The sequence below is a fragment of the Chryseobacterium sp. HNCC26DJ239 genome (genome assembly GCF_057180445.1).
The window spans coordinates 383623-401777 of the sequence record NZ_JBXUGJ010000002.1 but is presented as its reverse complement, the minus strand read 5'-3'; the positions used below and the strand labels follow the sequence as shown (position 1 = coordinate 401777).

Annotated in this window: 16 protein-coding genes; 3 read left to right on the top strand and 13 right to left on the bottom strand. The window is 33.8% G+C overall.

Features of this window, described 5'->3' with window-relative positions; genetic code table 11:
- Nucleotides 1–188: 188 nt before the first annotated feature.
- On the top strand, nucleotides 189–869 hold the full coding sequence (locus tag AC2A1D_RS05585; protein WP_484042642.1) for a DUF4197 family protein: 681 nt from the start codon (nucleotides 189–191) through the stop codon (nucleotides 867–869).
- Between the two features lie 29 nt (nucleotides 870–898).
- A complete protein-coding gene (locus AC2A1D_RS05580; RefSeq protein ID WP_484042641.1) occupies nucleotides 899–1204 on the top strand; it encodes a DUF493 family protein in 306 nt (101 codons plus the stop codon).
- Nucleotides 1205–1255: 51 nt separating this feature from the next.
- Here the strand turns inward: AC2A1D_RS05580 and AC2A1D_RS05575 are convergent, their stop codons facing one another.
- From AC2A1D_RS05575 to AC2A1D_RS05540, 8 genes are all read right to left on the bottom strand, one after another.
- Nucleotides 1256–1606, bottom strand: coding sequence for an ArsC/Spx/MgsR family protein (locus AC2A1D_RS05575; protein ID WP_484042640.1), 351 nt, complete (start codon nucleotides 1604–1606; stop codon nucleotides 1256–1258).
- Nucleotides 1607–1638: 32 nt separating this feature from the next.
- Nucleotides 1639–2253, bottom strand: a complete 615-nt coding sequence (locus AC2A1D_RS05570; protein WP_484042639.1) for a deoxynucleoside kinase — start codon at nucleotides 2251–2253, stop codon at nucleotides 1639–1641.
- A gap of 24 nt (nucleotides 2254–2277) precedes the next feature.
- A complete protein-coding gene (locus tag AC2A1D_RS05565; RefSeq protein WP_484042638.1) occupies nucleotides 2278–3183 on the bottom strand; it encodes a hypothetical protein in 906 nt (301 codons plus the stop codon).
- A gap of 88 nt (nucleotides 3184–3271) precedes the next feature.
- A complete protein-coding gene (locus AC2A1D_RS05560) occupies nucleotides 3272–4315 on the bottom strand; it encodes a glutaminyl-peptide cyclotransferase (protein ID WP_484042637.1) in 1044 nt (347 codons plus the stop codon).
- Between the two features lie 36 nt (nucleotides 4316–4351).
- On the bottom strand, nucleotides 4352–4735 hold the full coding sequence (locus AC2A1D_RS05555; protein ID WP_484042636.1) for a VOC family protein: 384 nt from the start codon (nucleotides 4733–4735) through the stop codon (nucleotides 4352–4354).
- Nucleotides 4736–4751: 16 nt separating this feature from the next.
- Nucleotides 4752–5183: an SRPBCC family protein gene (locus tag AC2A1D_RS05550; RefSeq protein WP_484042635.1), complete on the bottom strand. Its 432-nt coding sequence runs from the start codon at nucleotides 5181–5183 to the stop codon at nucleotides 4752–4754.
- Nucleotides 5184–5214: 31 nt separating this feature from the next.
- Nucleotides 5215–6828 (bottom strand): Na+/H+ antiporter, encoded by a 1614-nt coding sequence (locus AC2A1D_RS05545; RefSeq protein WP_484042634.1) that lies wholly within the window; start codon nucleotides 6826–6828, stop codon nucleotides 5215–5217.
- Between the two features lie 314 nt (nucleotides 6829–7142).
- Complete coding sequence (locus AC2A1D_RS05540) at nucleotides 7143–7595, bottom strand: VOC family protein (protein WP_484042633.1); 453 nt, start codon at nucleotides 7593–7595, stop codon at nucleotides 7143–7145.
- A gap of 515 nt (nucleotides 7596–8110) precedes the next feature.
- Here AC2A1D_RS05540 and AC2A1D_RS05535 point away from each other — a divergent pair.
- Entirely contained in the window at nucleotides 8111–10132 is a 2022-nt protein-coding gene (locus tag AC2A1D_RS05535; protein WP_484042632.1) for a hypothetical protein, read from the top strand.
- A gap of 83 nt (nucleotides 10133–10215) precedes the next feature.
- Here the strand turns inward: AC2A1D_RS05535 and AC2A1D_RS05530 are convergent, their stop codons facing one another.
- The 5 genes from AC2A1D_RS05530 to AC2A1D_RS05510 form a co-directional block, all read right to left on the bottom strand.
- Nucleotides 10216–10587 (bottom strand): VOC family protein, encoded by a 372-nt coding sequence (locus AC2A1D_RS05530; RefSeq protein ID WP_484042631.1) that lies wholly within the window; start codon nucleotides 10585–10587, stop codon nucleotides 10216–10218.
- 3 nt (nucleotides 10588–10590) lie between these two features.
- Nucleotides 10591–10998: a hypothetical protein gene (locus tag AC2A1D_RS05525; RefSeq protein WP_484042630.1), complete on the bottom strand. Its 408-nt coding sequence runs from the start codon at nucleotides 10996–10998 to the stop codon at nucleotides 10591–10593.
- A 2-nt stretch (nucleotides 10999–11000) separates the two neighbouring features.
- Nucleotides 11001–11471: a hypothetical protein gene (locus AC2A1D_RS05520; protein ID WP_484042629.1), complete on the bottom strand. Its 471-nt coding sequence runs from the start codon at nucleotides 11469–11471 to the stop codon at nucleotides 11001–11003.
- A gap of 72 nt (nucleotides 11472–11543) precedes the next feature.
- On the bottom strand, nucleotides 11544–11999 hold the full coding sequence (locus AC2A1D_RS05515; RefSeq protein ID WP_484042628.1) for a DUF1569 domain-containing protein: 456 nt from the start codon (nucleotides 11997–11999) through the stop codon (nucleotides 11544–11546).
- Nucleotides 12000–12154: 155 nt separating this feature from the next.
- Nucleotides 12155–18151: an alpha-2-macroglobulin family protein gene (locus AC2A1D_RS05510; protein WP_484042627.1), complete on the bottom strand. Its 5997-nt coding sequence runs from the start codon at nucleotides 18149–18151 to the stop codon at nucleotides 12155–12157.
- Between the last annotated feature and the right edge of the window lie 4 nt (nucleotides 18152–18155).

The window sequence follows — 18155 nt, the reverse complement described above, 5'->3', positions numbered from 1 at the left end:
TTTTGTCGTTTCGAAGCATTTACCTTCCCTAAAAATAGAAGTAAGCTATGCAAAACATTGATTTTTTCTTAAACATATTCCTAATTTTAACATTTTCCAAGATTATAGTTTGAACCTATTTACCTTCTAAATTTTAACTTATTAATTTTTGGTGTTATATTTGAACCTTTATATTTTTAAAAAGTATTATGAAAAAATATATCATAGCTGCAACCCTTATTTTCGGAACTGGCTATTTCATTACCACAACAGTACAATCTTGCACTTCTCTAGCTACATCAGACATTGGTTTGGCGGTAATTAAGAAAGTGCTTCTTGGTGGAATTAATAAAGGAGCCAACATTTATGGAAACAAAGAAGCCTTTATGCAAAATAACCTTGTAGATAAAGCACTTCCAAAACAATTGAGAGATATTAATACTACTCTAGAAAAAATTGCTCCTTCCATTGTTCAAAAAGAAAGAGAATATATTGCGGAAGCAGCCGTTTATACCGTTAATATTTCTAAACCCATTCTTGAAGGTGCTGTAAACAGTCTTAATTCACAGGATGTAACAAGAATTATTCAGGGAGAAAAAGGCACCGCAACATTAATCCTGAAAGAAAAAACGCAAACGCAGCTTATACAAGCGATCGCACCTCGAGTTGAGCAAGAACTTAATAAATATGGTATTGCAAAAACTATCAACACCGCACTCTCTGGAAGCAATCTTTTAGGAAGCCTTCTTGGTGGAACTAAAACTTCTGTAAACGCAGGTGGTTTAAGTACTTTGGCATCAGAACAAATGGTAAACGGACTTTTCAACATTATTGAAGATTACGAAATCCAGAATTCACAAGCACTTTTAGGTCCTTTAGGCAAAAAGTAGCACGTTACATTATAAAAAAAATAAAGCAGATGGATATTTTACAAGGAAACCAACACGCAAGTCCGGAAGATTTTTACGCTTCTTTGAAAGAAAAGCTAACAGATCATCACGATTTTCCGGAAGATTACTTATTCAAATTTATTATTCCGACAGATCAGGCGAAGCTGACAGAAATTTACAAAGTTTTCGACGGGATTAAATTTACTTTAGGAAACAGAGAAAGCAAAAACGGAAAATATACAGCATGTAATATTAATGCTTTTGTTTTGGACGCCGATCAGGTGGTAAATATTTACCAAGAAATTGCTAAGATTGAAGGTGTTATTCTTCTATAAATTTTAAGCATGCACGATAAAATTAAAGTCAGCTTTTTCAAGCTGACTTTTTTATTTTTCTAAAAATAATTTTACATTTTCAATAGGCCTTCCCAACATTGCTACAGAACCTTTTATAATAACAGGTCTTTGTATAAGCGATGGATTTTCTGATAAAATTTTAATCCATTCATCATCTGAAAGCTCTTTATCTGCAAAATTTTCCAAATACAGACGATCTGTTTTTCTTATAAGATCGTGTACACTTTGATTCAGCTTTTTAAGCACTGTCTTAATCTCAACAACAGAAAGAGGATCTTCCATCAGATCAATAATCTCGAAAGCAACTCCGTTTTCATCAAGATATTCCAAAATAGCTCTAGATTTGGAACAATTTCCGTTGTGTAAAACTTTCAAGATCATATCATTATTAATTTAAAATTTGAACTTCAAAGTTAAAACAATCCGTTGAGTTCTGCTTCTATTTTTTCAAGAATAAAGCCAAAATCTTCTGGTTTTTCTACAAAGTCTAAATCATCAACCTCAATTACCAACAATTTACCTTCGGTATAATTAGAAATCCATTTTTCGTATTTCTGATTTAGTTTTGAAAGGTATTCAATACTGATTGACGCTTCGTATTCTCTTCCTCTTTTGTAAATTTTCTTTACCAAATTGGGCACGTCAGATTTTAGATAAATTAAAAGATCAGGAGCCGAAACAAAAGTTTTCATTAAGTTGAAAACCGACGCATAATTCGCATAATCACGATCTGAAAGCAGTTTCATATCATTCAAGTTTTCAGCAAAAATATGCGCATCTTCATAAATCGTTCTGTCCTGAATAATGTTTTTTCCACTTTCACGAATTTCCTTCACTTGTCTGAAACGGCTTCCTAAAAAATAAATCTGCAGAGCAAAACTCCATTTACTCATATCTGCATAAAAATCTTCCAAATATGGGTTATGATCTACATCTTCAAACTGTGCATCCCAACCGTAATGTTTTGCCAACATTGTTGTTAAAGTGGTTTTTCCTGCTCCAATATTTCCTGTAACCGCTATATGCATTTTTCTATTTCTTATTTTTTTTAATTAGAACCCGATTTCTTCAATTTCATTAATTACTTTCTCTACATCGCCTTTTTTCTCTTTTTCTTTTTCAAGATTTTCAATCGATTTTTCGAGTTCTTTTTTCTGAGCTTCAACTTCTTTCAGCTTTTGAATTTGCTGTAGAGTTTCGGGGGTGTAAAGATAGAGTTTGTTGTCTTTTATTTCAAAAAAAGCGAGGCTATTTTTATCCACAATTTGCGCATCAAGGTCTTCGAAAATTTTAGATATTTTTTGATCTGGGCTGTATCTTAAAATACTGTTTTTAGTAATAATCAATACCATTTCGTTTTCTCTACGGAAACGTTTTGCGTCTTTAACCTCCGTTTCAAAAAGCTTTTCAAACTTTAAACTGTAAACTCTAAATAAATCTTTACTCAGAATATACACTTTGTTTTCAAAAACCAAAAGATCAATTATATCATCAAAACCACCATCAAAAGGATAAGAATTTATGGTCGTATCGTTTCTGAAATTATACTGCAACAATCTTCTCGTACTCTCGTCTAAGAGCCAAATTTGCTGCAAATCTTCTGCGTACGCATGTTTTATAAAGCTAAATTTCTGCTTGAAATCTATTTTCTGAATATCATTAAGGTTTTGATCGGCAAACTTCATTTCTTGTCCGTTTTCAGAAAACATGGGGATATTGAGCGGGTTTTGCACCGTTTGAATTTTAAAAGGCACCGTCAACATCATTTGCCCAATCTGTTTTCCCAGCGTATCATATTTAGTAAGGCTGAAATCTTTGCTTTTGTAGATGTACAAATTACCATAATCGTCGGCAAAAAAATCTCTTGCCTCCTTTAGTTTTAAAGTATCTAATGGAAGAGCTTTCTGCGCAGAAACCGTACAGAACAAAACAATGAAAATAAAATTAAGTAACCTCAATATCTTTTTTACTAAGAAAGCGTTCCTTGCGGAACGCTGACAATTTACATACTTTATATGGATAAACGAAATTGCTTTTTCAATTTAACTATTTAATTGCTACTTCGTAAATTTTTGACCAATTTTTACCCGTCACCAACATATTTGAACCTTTAAATGCGATTCCGTTTAACACATGCTCAGAATCTGCATTTGGATTAATTTCATTATTAGTGTATTGCTCTGCAATTTTTGTAAAATCAAACTTACCCACTACTTCGCCTGTTTTTGGGTCAATTTTTAAGATAATTGGTTGGTGCCAAACGTTGGCATATACAAAACCTTGGTAATATTCAAGCTCATTCAGTTGGTCATAAACCGATTTATTCCCTGCAACAGAAATATATTTCACCAATTTTGAAGGATCTTGCGGATTCAAAAAATAAAGATTTTTGGTTCCGTCTGAAGCGATAAGGTTTTTACCATCATAAGTAATTCCCCAACCTTCTAAAATCATATTTGGATAAGAAAACTGCGAAACAGGTTTTAAATCACTTTTATTATAAACAAATCCAATCTTATTTTTCCAAGTCAACTGATAGATTTTATCTCCTACGATCGTACTTCCTTCAGAAAAAATATCATCTGCTTGTTTCGTTTCTTTTACCGGAGTAGTATCTCCTAATTTATAAGCAATTAATCTTGAAGAACCATTTTGCCCATCACTTTCATAGATTAAATTACCCTCCATTTGAAAGCCCTGAACAAAGTTTGCAGAGTCGTGAGGATATTCTGCTACGATCTCATAATTCAGGTTTTGCTCCTCAATTTTACCGTATACATAAATAGTGGCATCAGACTCGATATTTTCGCCACTTTTAGTTTTAATTTTAAAAGTCACAGCATTATCTCCCAACATAAAATACTTAGGATCGATGGCTAGATTAGACGTTTCTTTGTCTCCAAAACTAATGGTAATGCTTTCTGCATAATCTAAAACATCTTGTGGAAGTTGCAATTTGTCGCCAAAATGATAGCCTGTTGCTTCCATAGAATTGTTGTAGTCTGCAAGCGTATTGAGAACTTTCTCGTCGTTTTTACAAGAAACAATCATCAAAAGCGCAGCAAAACCTACTATGATTTTATTTTTCATATTCTATTTAAAAAATTTTCTCAAAAATAGGAAAATTTATCGCTCTTTGCTAATTTCAGAAACATTCTGCCCAAACTGCAAAATGTAACCGTTATTATCATAGATGGCAAACTCTCTCATTTCCCAATCGAAAGTTTCAATTTCGTAGCAAATTTCAGCTTTATCTTTTAAATCTTGCCACAAAACATCAACCTCATCTACATTAAAATAAAATGAACCAGAAAAGCCAATTTCTTTACATTTTGAATGTTCATTAGCTTTAGAAATCATCAGTAAAACCGAATCTTTATCGAGAGATGCCCATTGCCAGTCATTATTTTGCTCATGAATGGTAAAGCCCAGAATCTCCGTGTAAAATTTGAGTGTTTCCTCAAAAGAATTAGTCCAAAGAATTGGTCTAAGATTGTTGAATTTTGTCATTTTCTACTATAAAAGATTATTGTTTCTCCAAATACGGTTTCAAACTTTGGTTCAAAATTCCTCTCCAACCTTCAGCGAAGCTTTTACGAGAAAAGTTTTCACCTAAATCATGAAATTTTTCAATGTCAAAATGTGTTACTTTTACGGAAGTTTCGCCGTTTTCCAAAGTATCAATTTCCCAAGTTACAGCGGTTTTTTCTTTCGAAAAATCTGGATACGCCCAAGTGTAAGATATTTTTTTCTGCGGAACCACTTCTAAAACTTCACCAATATGATGGTATTTTTTATGGTCGCCCGGCTCGTAAAAATCGAAAACAGTTCCCACGACAGGTTCAAAATCTTGAATATCGAAGTACCATTTTTTCATTTCGACTTTATTAGTTAAAGCATTCCAAACCGTTTCGGGAGAAGCTTTTATTTCGCAGTGAATTTCAATTGGAGTATTCATAAGTATTAGTTTTTAGTGTTTATTTTTATCATTATCCATGAGAGAAACCTGTAATTTTTGCTTCCTCAAAATCGAGTTGCATTTCTATGGTTCTCATCACATGGTCGTCGAATATTTTTTCTCGCTTCATACGATGCAGTTCATTTCGCTGAGTTTGAATAACCTGCCTCAGAACATCTTTAGTTTCGTTCATTGCTTGAACATAGTCTACCGTAGAAGCCATACATTGTGCTTTATCTGCCATTAATTTCATCTCATTTTCCAATTTATAAATAAGATGTTGCACCAGTTTGTTATTTTCAGATAACTCAGAAAAATCGGTATTTAGCTTTTCTAATGCTGTTTCTTTCAACTTTTTCATCAAAATAGCTTCCTGCTTTTCTTCTGGCAACTCACTTCCCGCGTCTTCAATATTCAACCATTTCAGAATTGGAGTAAGCAATAAACCTTGCCCAACTAAAGTAATTAAAATGATAACAAAGGTAACAAACAAAATGATGTTTCTATGCGGAAAAACTTCTCCCGGAGCAATATATACCGGAATCGACAATGCAGCCGCCAAAGAAACCACACCTCTCATCGCCGCAAAACTAATGATAAAAGGTTCTTTCCAATCTGGTTTTGGTACGTCTTGCTTCCTTTTTCTGGATAAAAGCCAGGGTACATAAACGAGTGAATAACTGTAAACTAATCTTGTAAAAATAATCGCTCCTCCAATGATTATACTGTAAAAAATACCTTCGGAAATAGTATATTCTTTCATTGCTTCTACCACAACCGGAAGTTCTAAGCCAATAAGAATAAAAATAATGGTATTCATTAAAAATATGATAACACTCCACACATTGCCTGTTTGAATTCTTGAGGTATGGCTTAAATAACAATGTGAGTTGTAAGACATCAACAAACCACCTGCAACAACCGCCAAAACACCAGAAAAATGGAAATGTTCTGCCGCAACATACATTACGTAAGGAACAATAATCGTAATAACTGTATCAATATTAGAATTGGAGGGGATTAATCTCAAAAACTTGCCAAAAACGATTCCACAAGCGATTCCAATAGCAACACCGCCAATCGCCATCGTAAAAAAATCTTGCACAGCTTCACGAAATACAAATTGCCCCGAAATTACCGCTGCTAAAGCAAATTTAAAAACAATTAAACTCGATGCATCGTTTATTAAGCTTTCACCTTCCAAAACCGAAGTAATTTTTTTCGGAATCTTCATATTTTTTAAAACCGAAGTTGCGGCAACCGCATCTGGAGGCGAATTGACTCCCCCCAAAAGAAAACCCATCGCTACAGTCAGACCCGGGATAATAGACGACGAAACATAAGCCACCACAATTGAGGTGAGAAAAACCAAACCAAAAGCCATAGAGAAAATCTGCCTTCGCCACTTATGAAAATCCTGCCAAGATGTAAACCAAGCTGCTTCAAATAAAATAGGCGGTAAAAAAATTAGAAAAACCAAATCTGGTTCTATCTCAATCTGTGGCATTCCTGGTACGAAGCTTACTAACAAACCTGCAATTACTAAAAAAATAGGATATGCAACCTTTAGTTTTTGCCCAATCATTACCAATATCATCACAGAGAGAAGAACCGCAATGGAAATAATAACGTAGTCATGAATCATAATAAATCTGTGAGTTTTTAATTTGAAATTTTAAAATCAGAAAAAAGTCGATGTGAAGGGTAATTTATTTCTTCTATCAAATAAAGCAAAATCAATACTGATTATCAATCAAAAGACAAAGAGACTGATTTTTCTGTTATAAAAATGACGATTGCACTTTCATATTCATTTTAGCCATCTAAAAAATAGTCAAATTGTCATTATAAAACATTTAAACCTTTACCAAAATTACCTAACTAAAGTACTGATTTTTGAAACTAAAACAATAAAAAACCGCCAGAAAAATCTGACGGCTGTATATTTTACTATTGATTTTAAGGATGTTGCTGCATTTTTGCAGGATCGTCATAATTTACCATCCAATTGATGCCGAATTTATCTGTCCACATTCCAAAATAAGCTCCCCAAAACGTTTCTGCAAGAGGCATGGTAACCATTCCGCCTTCAGAAAGACCGTTGAATAATTTATCTGCTTCTTCTTTCGATGCGGTGTTGATAGAAATTGAAATATTGTTCCCCGCTTGAAAATGAGAAGCCCATTCTCCGCCTGTATCTGAACCCATCAAAACAGTTTCTTCAGAAATTGGAAGCGAAACGTGCATCACCTTGTTTTTTTCTTCCTCAGACATTTCTCCTGCACCTTCCATTGGAGGCATTTCTCCAAAACGACCGATATAAGCGAAATCGCCACCGAAAACAGATTTGTAAAAATTGAACGCTTCTTCGCAATTTCCATTGAATGTTAAATAAGCATTTACTTGTGCCATAAAATATATAGTTTAAAAGTTTGTTGTTGTTGTTGTTGTTGTTGTTGTTGTTGTTGTAAATACAACAGTCTAATCAAAGCTTTCAAGTGCTTAACTTATTCTCTCAAGCAAATAATTTTAACTAAAAAGAATTAAGAAACACTGAAAAACACCCTTGAAATCAAAAATTTTGAGCAATTTACAAATTTATAATATTGACTCGCCATTCACTTGAAAAAAAAATTAAGCATCACAAAAATATGATAACAAAAAAACTACGGTTATCATAAAAATTGTGATACAATTTCCATAAAAACGCATTTTTTGTTAAAAATCATCTATTATAGATTTAAAAATTAAAAAATATTAATGATAAGCATAAATAAAAGTTTTTGATTTTAAATTAATTACATGATTTTTAGAAAAAAATATTTATGAAAAGATTTTTTTTTGAAATCTAAATTTTATATTAGCAACGATTATCATTATATATCACACTGCGATATTTCGCAAAAGCAAAAAAAAGAAAAATATAAATGAAGGATAGATTATTTAATTTATTGTTTGAAAAGGCAATATACGCTATTTTAGGCTTAATGATTGTTAATTTAAATTCAGTAAAAGCACAAACCAATTGTGGCATAACCGATATGACAAGCTTTTCAGGCTTGAGTGCGAACACAACCACAGCTCCGGTTTCTCAAACTATACAAATGGCAGGTTATTCTTCTGGAGATAATGTCACACTTACTTTAACTAATGGCAGAGGAAATGGCTTCTTAAACGTTACAACTCCTACAACTTTTTCGGCAAGAAATACAGCTTTAGGCGGGGATACTTATGGTATAAACATCTCTGGTCTTATAAGAAGTGGCGAGACTAAAACTGCAACACTTACCTATACCAAACCTATTTACAATGTAAGATTTAAAGTTGCAGACATAGATTTTGGATCAGGAGCCTCAACAGAATTGCTTACTATCAATCTCTACAGCGGCTCTACTCTCTACCGAATAACCAATACGAGTATTACAGAATATCAGTTTAGTACACCTGCTGGAAGTACCATTAGCAATGTATTTTACACTCCACAGGGATTATCAATTTCGGGAAATACGCTCAATGGAACAAGTACTTTTGCGCATCAAATTTATGTTTTTGAATTATTATCTACCAACTCCTGCCCCATCCCTGTAGATAAAATAGAGTTTATCGCAACAGGAGGCTCTACTAGCGCAGACACCAATATGGCAATAGATATTTTTGATATTGAATATTGCGCCAATAATATTAACGATTCTGATGCAGATGTAGTTATAAACGCATGTGATTTGGATAGTGACAACGATGGTATTTTAGATACAGACGAAGGTAGATGTCTTTCTACCATTACAAATGGCGATTTTGAATTACCCAACCTAAATTGTAACCCTCCAAGCTCCTCAATCATCCCTTCAACTTCATTTCCAGGATGGGATTCTTTAGGAACTGATGGCACAGGGAGAAGCTGTGGAACAGCAAATACAACCCCAGGAAATATTGAAATTTGGAGATCTGGATTCAACTCTTTCTCTGCTTTTACAGGAAATCAATTTGTTGAACTAAACGCTTATGACAATGGAGCTCTATTACAAAACATCAATTTACCATCTGCAGGATCTTATGTTATCACTTGGGGGCTTGCCCATCGAGGCAGAGCGGGTGTTGATGTAATGAGAGTTACCGCAAAACAAGGAACTACAACTTTACAAACACAAGACATTTCTGATGATAGAACAGCATGGCGATACATAAATGGAAGCTTTAATGTTACGGCAGCAACGGCAAGTACTATTAGTTTTTCATTCGAAGCGGTATCTTCTAGTGGTGGAAATATCTCGCTAGGTAATTTTATCGACAGTGTTTCTGTATGTGTAAGTAGAGATACTGATTCTGATACGATTCCCGATTACTTAGATTTGGATTCTGATAACGACGGATGTCCAGATGCTGGTGAAGGAGGAAACACCACCATTCCTAAAACAAGTTTGGTTGCTTCTGGAGGAACATTACAAGGAGGAAATGGGGTAAACCCAACTGTTTCGGGATTGTCGGGATACAACCAATCTGTTTTACTTAATTTAGGAACAACTGTGGGATCAACCTCAACAACTTTAGGAATTCCGACCATTGCCGGAACCGGACAAACCATCAGAAATTCCACAAACAGTCTCATAAACTCATGTTTTTGCTATGATCCAGCTTCTGTTTTAGGAACTCCAGAAGGCTCCAAACATGGCATTTCCTTATTAAAAAGAGCGGGAGCAGACAACGGAAACTGGCCAATGAACAGAAACTCCGCACATACAGTTTTAGAATCGAACATTAAAGGATTTGTTATAACAAGAATGACCAGTGACCCTGCACAAACAACCGCAACCAACTATCTGTCTAACGACAGTAATTCGAAGATTACAAACCCAGTTGAAGGAATGATGGTGTACGACACTTTCGCTAAATGTTTAAAAATTTATGACGGAGCTCAATGGAATTGTTTCATAACCCCTACTTGCCCATAAGCTAAAGATAAAACAAACCATACATTACACAAAAGGCGACCAAAGTTGGTCGCCTTTTTTATTAATTTTCTCTATCGAAAAGCTTATCTATGTTGGTCTATAAGAATCATATTTCCATCTGGATCTTTTAGGAAAATATGTTCGGGACCGGAAGTATTTTCGTCTGCCAATTTATCAAGCTCTACTCCACTTTCTAAAAGTTTTTTCTGAATTTCTCTTACATCATCAAAATCTTCCAAGTTCTGAGCATTTTCATCCCAACCCGGATTAAATGTAAGCATATTCCCATCGAACATGGCCTGGAAAAGTCCTATTAACGTACTTCCGTTTTTCATGATGAGATAATTATGCTCCATGCTTCCTCCCATGGAAGAAAAGCCTAGTTTTTCGTAAAATTCTTTAGATTTTGCAAGGTCTTTTACACTCAGACTCAAAGAAAATACACCTAATTTCATAATTTATTCTTTATTTGAAGCTAATTTAAAACCTACTATTGCCAAGAACGGTGCTGCAACACCTAAAACCCATATCCAAATTGGAGTATGAATAGGCATCATCATAAAATTTAAAATAGTTGCGGCCAAAAGAAATCCGCCAACAATTAGCGCATAATAACGATTTCCATCGTTTTTTATTTTAGTTGCAACAAAACCTCCTGCAAATGCTGCAACAGCGTATCCAAAGATAATCATCAATTTAGCTTCTACAGGAACTGTTTCAACATATTTAAAGAAAGCTTCTTTATTGGTTTCGTAAGAAACTCCAGGCGGAAGCGGATATAATTTATGATTTATCATCTCATTGATGATAATGATAACGTTTGCCGTTACAATTCCACCCACAACAGCAAGTATTCTTTTCAGCATTTTTATTGATTTTTAAGCCTCGTTTTAAAGGTCATGGTTTTATCATAACTTAACCAATCTCCTATTAAATCGATGTATTGATTTTCAATTTGTTCTTTATCTTTATCCCAAGTAAATGTGTAAATAAATTTCCCTTTAAACTGACCTGAGTGTTTACCTTTATTTTCTTCAGCCAAATCGTACTCCCCGTAAACAGTTCCTTTCTTTTTTGAATCTTTATACTTGGTGATTTTTATTTTTCCTTCAAACTTAGCATACACTTTATCCACCAAAGAATAGCCAGAAACAAAGTATTCCTGGTCGTTTTTCTTATCCTGTTCAGAAATATTGATTTTGAGTTTTAAAACCTCTCCGTCTTTGCCAATCGTTCCTAAATAAGGCTTGCTGTTATTGAGCCAAACTTTAGAAATATCGGGCATTTGCGCAAAACAAAACGCCGAACATAATAAAAAAAGAAATAGAAGTTTTCTCATGGTATGAAAATTAATTTTTAGCCTATGCTAAAAGATATTATTTGTGCCTAAAGGAAATTTATAATTGTATTCTTACACTCCAAACTGTGCAAGATGATGGTTAAGATGCTTTGCAAACATATTATTCCATTCCTTTGAACTTAATTTCCCGAAAGAAAATGAATCTTTGCCTTCGAAAGCTTCCGCGCCTAATTGTTGTGTTTTTTGGATAAAACCAATCAATCTTTTCTTTTCATCATTAAAATTTCTTCTGTTTGCGATGATAAACTGTGGCGCAGTAGGAGAATCTCTTGGGTACGATTTGTCGCTTACCACTTTAGGTTTCACAAAACTTTTAAGGATAAATTTTGCAATAGCACCCGGTTTTTTATGTTTTTCTGGTTCATACACCATTTCGTACGTTACGTTACAGTGTGCCAACATTTGGTCTACCGTCATTCTTCCCCACAAACCATGTGTATCTTCTACCAGATTATTTATTCTATTAATGTAATTCTGAGCGTCTTGCGCGTTAAAAACATTTTCCATATTTTAATGTATTGTACTAAAACAAAGATATTAGTTTTTTTTGTTTAAATTTTAACTTTTCCCACAAAAGCCTTGTGAATTATTCATAATGAGACGTAAATAAAAAAACGCAACCGGCTAAAAACCGATTGCGTTTATAATGTATTTTAAAATTCTTACTCGTTGATTTCCACCTTTATTCCCTTCGTATGAGAACTCATTTGCGGCGCATAATAGTTTTGAATGGTCGTAATTCCGTTTGAAAAAACTCCGGACGCGTTGCAAATTAAATCATATTCAAAAACGTATCTTCCTTTTGGCATAGTTTCGATATAGAAATTAGTGGAAGCATCTTTCGTCGATTGATAATACCCTAAAGAATTATTCCATTGATAACCGGAAATCGTTGTTAAAGGCTCAAAACCAGCCGCTCTCATGTCTTTAATTTGAATAAATTCCATTGCGCGGTCTGTATTCAAAATCATTCTAACCGTAACTTTATCACCAACTTTCAGCGGAGTTTCCGAGGTTATTTTTTGAAGTTCTTCACCGTTTACCGTTTTTACTTTTTTGTACAATTCTTTGGTAACAGAAAGATAATTTTCAGAAGATTTTATTTTATCTAAATCTTCATAATATTGCCAGAATAAACCTCCCTGTACAATTCCCGGACTATCTTTTTTGATGGTAACAGTTGCCAAATTTTTGTCTAAATTATCAGAATTAATCGCCTGTTTCACATAAGCCGTTGCTTGATTTTGAGGTTGTAATTTCTTTCCGCCCCAAGTAATTTCTGCTTTATCAGATTCTGCACTCGTCCATGATTTTCCAGAATTTAAAATCGTAAAAATCACTTCTGCAGTTCCGCGAGAACTTCCCCAAGAATTCACTTCTTTCTGTGTAATTAGCCAAACTTTCATGTCTTCGATAAACTTTTGGTCTTCAGATTTTAATTGATTAAAAGCTTCCAAAGCTCCTGCCTGATTCACAACTTTTGAGCTGAACCAACCCCAATCATCTAAATTTTGCTTCCAATAAACCCCTTGATTTTTAGAATCTACCGAAGTTTCTTTTAAATAAGTCATTAATTTATTTGAAATCTCTTTCAAACCGTAGTCATTCATCAACAAAGCAGCACGATGTAATCCAAAGAACGTAAAATCGGTGATTTTTGCCGTTTTCGCTTTTTCTTTCACGGCAGATTTCAGGGCTAAACCTTTTCCTTTTAATGGAAATTCTTTTTCCCAGTAATTTCTTGCGTTGAGGTATTCTAAAACATAGTTACTCCAAACGTTGCTTCGGCTACGCTCAGCAACCGGTTTTCCATTTTGCTCACTGTCCGATTGGTTGCTGAGTAAAGTCGAAGCATAATATTTTTGAATTTCGTTATCGACATAATTAATCAATTTAGTAACCATTTCTTTTTGCTCGGAAGATTGATAATCTGTAAGATTACCTTTTAGCCAAAGATTGATTTTCCCTAAATTTTTAAGTACATACAACGAAGTTGAATACGAAGTCGGATACCCAGAATACCACGAAAAACCACCATCAGGATTTTGAAGTTTTACCAAATCTGACCAATCTTGATTGATGGAATTTTTCATCGTATTTACATCAAAAAGCAAAGCTAATTTTGCCATTTGTTCGGTTTCATTTTTAGATTCCAAAACCCAAGGCGTTTCATCTAATAATGTTTGTTTCAGTTCTTGATTTTTCTCTAAATTGGAAACCAGCAAACCTTTAGATTGATATTCCTCAAAAACAGTTTTCATTTTAGGATTTGCTTTGAAAATTTCGGAAGCCAAAACATCGGCAAACCATTTATTAAACACAACGTCTGCGGAATTGTGTTGGTCGTTTTTCAAACTTGGTAACGCAAACATAATTTCCCAAATAGGATTTGTCGTTAATTCCAGCGTATTAGAAACATTTGAAAGTGTTTTAGAATCTGTATTTTTCAGGTTTTCTAAGACAAAAGTTTTGGTTTCACCTTCTTTCACGAAAACAGGAACAGCTTCCGTTATCAACATTCGATTGGGCAAAACAGCCACCGCTTTTTGTTCCCCATCTGAAAAATTACCAGCTTTGGCGACAACTTTCAAGATAATAGATTCCACATTCGCTGGAACTTTTACTTTCCAAGTAAGGGCAGTATTTCCGTTTTCTTTTATCGTAAAGTTTAGAAGTGCAGAATTCAATCCAAATTTCGAAGAAACATCTTCGTTGGTGAACGCATCCAAAATCTGTAAAGTTGCAGAACCATTGAGCGGTGAAGACGTAAGATTTGATAATTTAGATTGTAAATTCAACTCGTCTCCTTCTCTTAAAAATCGTGGATAATTTGGCGTAACCGAAAATTCTTTCTGTGTCACAACCTCTTTTTCTAAAGTCGCTGCTCTTGCGTCTTTTGTGTGCGCTAAAAACATTAATTTCCACTTCGTTAATGCTTCCGGAGAAGTAAATTCAAAGGAAACATTGCCGTCTTTATCGGTTAATAAATTGGGGTAGAAAAAGGCGGTTTCATTTAAGTTTTGGCGAACTGGAACTGCTTTTAATAATCTTTCCTGCACATCTAAAGGGTCAATAACATCAGTATATTGTTTCTTCTCTTCTTCTGTTAATTGTCTTCCAGAATTAACAATTTCAACTGCATTATCACTTACACTAACTCCAGCTAATCTTCCTCTCAGAGACATAGTAACTTCTTCAGCTACCATAGCTTTTGGTTGAGGACAACCTCTATACCGAGATGATCCTGGAACAGTTGGACAAGCATCATTCATATCACTAATACCATCTAGATCTGCATCACTTTCACCCTCAAATATAAGATAATACTTCCAACTAAATTCTGGAGTTTTTAAGTAATCCCTTTGTAAATATTTAAAGTTCTTTTGATAATATCCTCTTTGAAGATAATCATCCATAGAATAATTTTGGAAGTTGTCATTAAACTGAATCAAAGCTTCCCAAGCAAAACGATTGCTTCGGAACTGGTCTAAAGACATATCATACATATTTGCAAGCACTTCCGCTGTTATTTTCTCACTCGTACTGTGCGAATTCGAAGTGTTGCCTACTATTTTTACAGTCCATTTTTCTTTAGAATTGGGCTGGATTTTATCTCTAAACGTAACAGTTTCAATTTTTAATGGCTCTTCAGAATCTATAACAGAAACATTCGCAACTTCGGTTTGAACATCATTGAAAGCCACAATTTGAAACGAAAAATTAAGATTTGAAATTTGCTTATCTTGTGGCGCTGTGAATGGAAATTTCAACACGCCATTTTTCATTTTCTGAACCGAGCTTATTACAGGATTCACTCCATCTTGCACAAAGACATTCACCAAAGCATCCGGAATGGAAGAGTACACAAAAATTTCGGAACTTTCCCCTCTTTTCACTTCGTTTTTAGGCTGAACAATTTCTAAGAAAATATTTTGGTTTTTTGCCACCGCTTTTTTGCTGTACACTGCAAAATTCTGCTGCGTTTTTATCGTGTCTTTTCCTTCAATATTGTATAATTCTAAGGTATAATTTCCGGGTTGAAGTTTACCCAAATCGAGCAGCTCTTCATTATGAACCGCTCCGTTAAGAATTGTATTTTCTACTTTTCTGTTTTCTTCAATATCTTCTTTATCGAAACGGTCGTGAGGAAATTGAGTCACAAATTCAGACTTCGACATCTGCGGAAAATCCTGAACAACTCCTTTAAAAGTATTTCTAAAAATTCTTTCGTTAGATGTTAATTTTGAAAGCTTTACTTGATAAGATTTTTTAAGGTTTTGTTCGTTGTAATTTTTAGTTTCGACTTTTAAGGTTACTTTTTCATCATCAAAAGTATTTTTTACCTGTTCAGCTTTGATGTAATGAGAAACCGAAGCTACTTTCACATTGGTATCGGCAAATTGCGTTTCGCCGTTAATATCCGTAACAGAAGCATTTACTGCAAAATTATCAATTTGAATTCCTTCAATTTTTTCATCTTTTTTAAGCTCAACTTTTATTACAAACTCTCCTTTTTCGTCTGTTTTTACTTCGCCCAAAATTGAGTTTTCATTACCGTAATCACGAGGAAACCACGAAAAATATCTCCAACGAATATTGTACTTTTTAATCTCGTAACTCACCTTTGTATTGCTCAAAGCAACGCCAGAAAACATCATCGCTTTTCCTTTCAATTCTAAGGTTTGTCCGTATTTGTACTCTTCTTTTATCGGTTCAAAAGTGACTTCAAATTTTGGTCTTTTATATTCTTCAACCTGAATATAATGATAATCTGAGGCTATACCATCTGTTTGAAGAATAAATTCTCCGTTCATTTTTCCTTTTGGTAAGACAAAACTTCCATGATAAGAGCCAAATTCATTCGTTACAAACTCCTGCGAAGCAACTTCTTGTTCATTGGCATCTTTTAACTTGATTTTTTGCTTTTCTCTCGCTACAACAGATTCTTTCCCTTCAAGATATTGAGTATTGATTACTTTAAAATAAACGGTTTGCCCAGGTCGGTAAATGGCTCTATCTGTAAAAATCTGTGCTTTTTTGTTTTCTACCGAAGAAGTATTTCTTTCATAGTAATATTCGCCATAAAAACTAAGTTTTTGAAAACTCCTGCTACTCGGCTGACTAATTAAAAAATTTCCGTAATATTCATTGCTTTTAGTCTTTGGAAAAGAAAACAATCCATCTTTATCGGTAATTACTTTATTCTCCGACAATATTTTACCCCCAGAAAACTCATATAAAACTAAATTTTCATTGGCTAAAGCGACTCCATTTTCACTATTCACCAGTTTTAAAACATTCGTTGGATTCTTCAGGTCTGCTTTTTTATGATAAATCACCTTATTTTCTGAAACAAAAAACTGGAAAACTTCTTTTTCGGAATTATCGCTATTTTCATCTACAAAATATTTCACTAAATAAATTCCCGAAGGCAACGGTTTTATTTCTAAAGAAGTAGAATGCTGAACGTAATCTTTTGGGTCGTTCAACTGATATTTCTCTTTTCTAATGAGCGTTTTTTTAATCTTTGAAAACGAATGATTTTGCGCAAAAGAAATATAATCGTTCACGTCATCAACTTTATAAATATGAAGGTCAAAATGATTCACATTTTTAAATTGAGCCACAAAATGAATAGGTTTATTCGCCTGTGTTTCAGCATCATAAATAATATTTAAAGTTTCATTAAGAATTTGATTTTCAATACCTTGAACATTATTCAAGTACGCAGAATTAGGAAATTCTTTTTTTGCTTGATTAATAACTGCTAAAGCCTCTTTTGGCTTTTCGTTTCTCCACAAGATCTGCGCAATTTCTTCATAGATAAAAACCTTGTAATCGCCTTTTTCATTAGATTTTGCTAAATTTTGAAGTCGTTCTAATTGGTCTTTGCATTGAGAAAATCTGCATTCTTCTTTTAATTTTTCATGAGAAAAATAAAGTTTTGCGTTTCCTGAATTTGAAGCGATTTCTTCGTCAAAAAGAGTTTTTATTTTAGTTTCGTTCACCTCCATTTCATCTTTTGTAAACAAACTTGAATCTCGCAAAAATTTAATTTTCTCTAAAACATACCAATCGTAAACTGTCGGAAAATAGCTGGAATCTTCACTGTTGGAAAAAACTTCTTTATATTTTGAGAAACTCATTTTTTTAAGCTCCCCATTTGAAGCGTCCAACTTTGCAAAAGTTTGGGTAAAATAATTTTTAAAATCGAGTTTAGACCACGTTTCAATTGTCGCAACATCTGCACTTACAACATTGGTTCTTTCTACAATTTCCCACTCATTTTCCTGAAAATAATCACTCACAAAACTCGGAATCAAAGTAGAAAAGAAGATTTTATCGTCTCCTTTCAACTGACTTTCGGTTTGTTTTAATTTTGCGAAAAATTTTGAGGAAGCATCGTTATTTTCGTCATCAGAAGTTCGATTAAGAATCAAAAACTCTGCTTTGAGCGTTTTTATCAATTCTATCGTGTTATTTTCTTTCATAGCTCGTTTTTGTGTTTCGGTAATGATGGGAAGATTGCTTTTAAACTTTCCAGCTTTAGAATTCTCCTGTATTTTCTTCCACTGATTCTTGTAAAAATCCTGTGCAGAAAGACTTGTAACAGACAATACTACAAGCAAAAGGAATAAAATCTTGGAAAATCTTTTCATATGT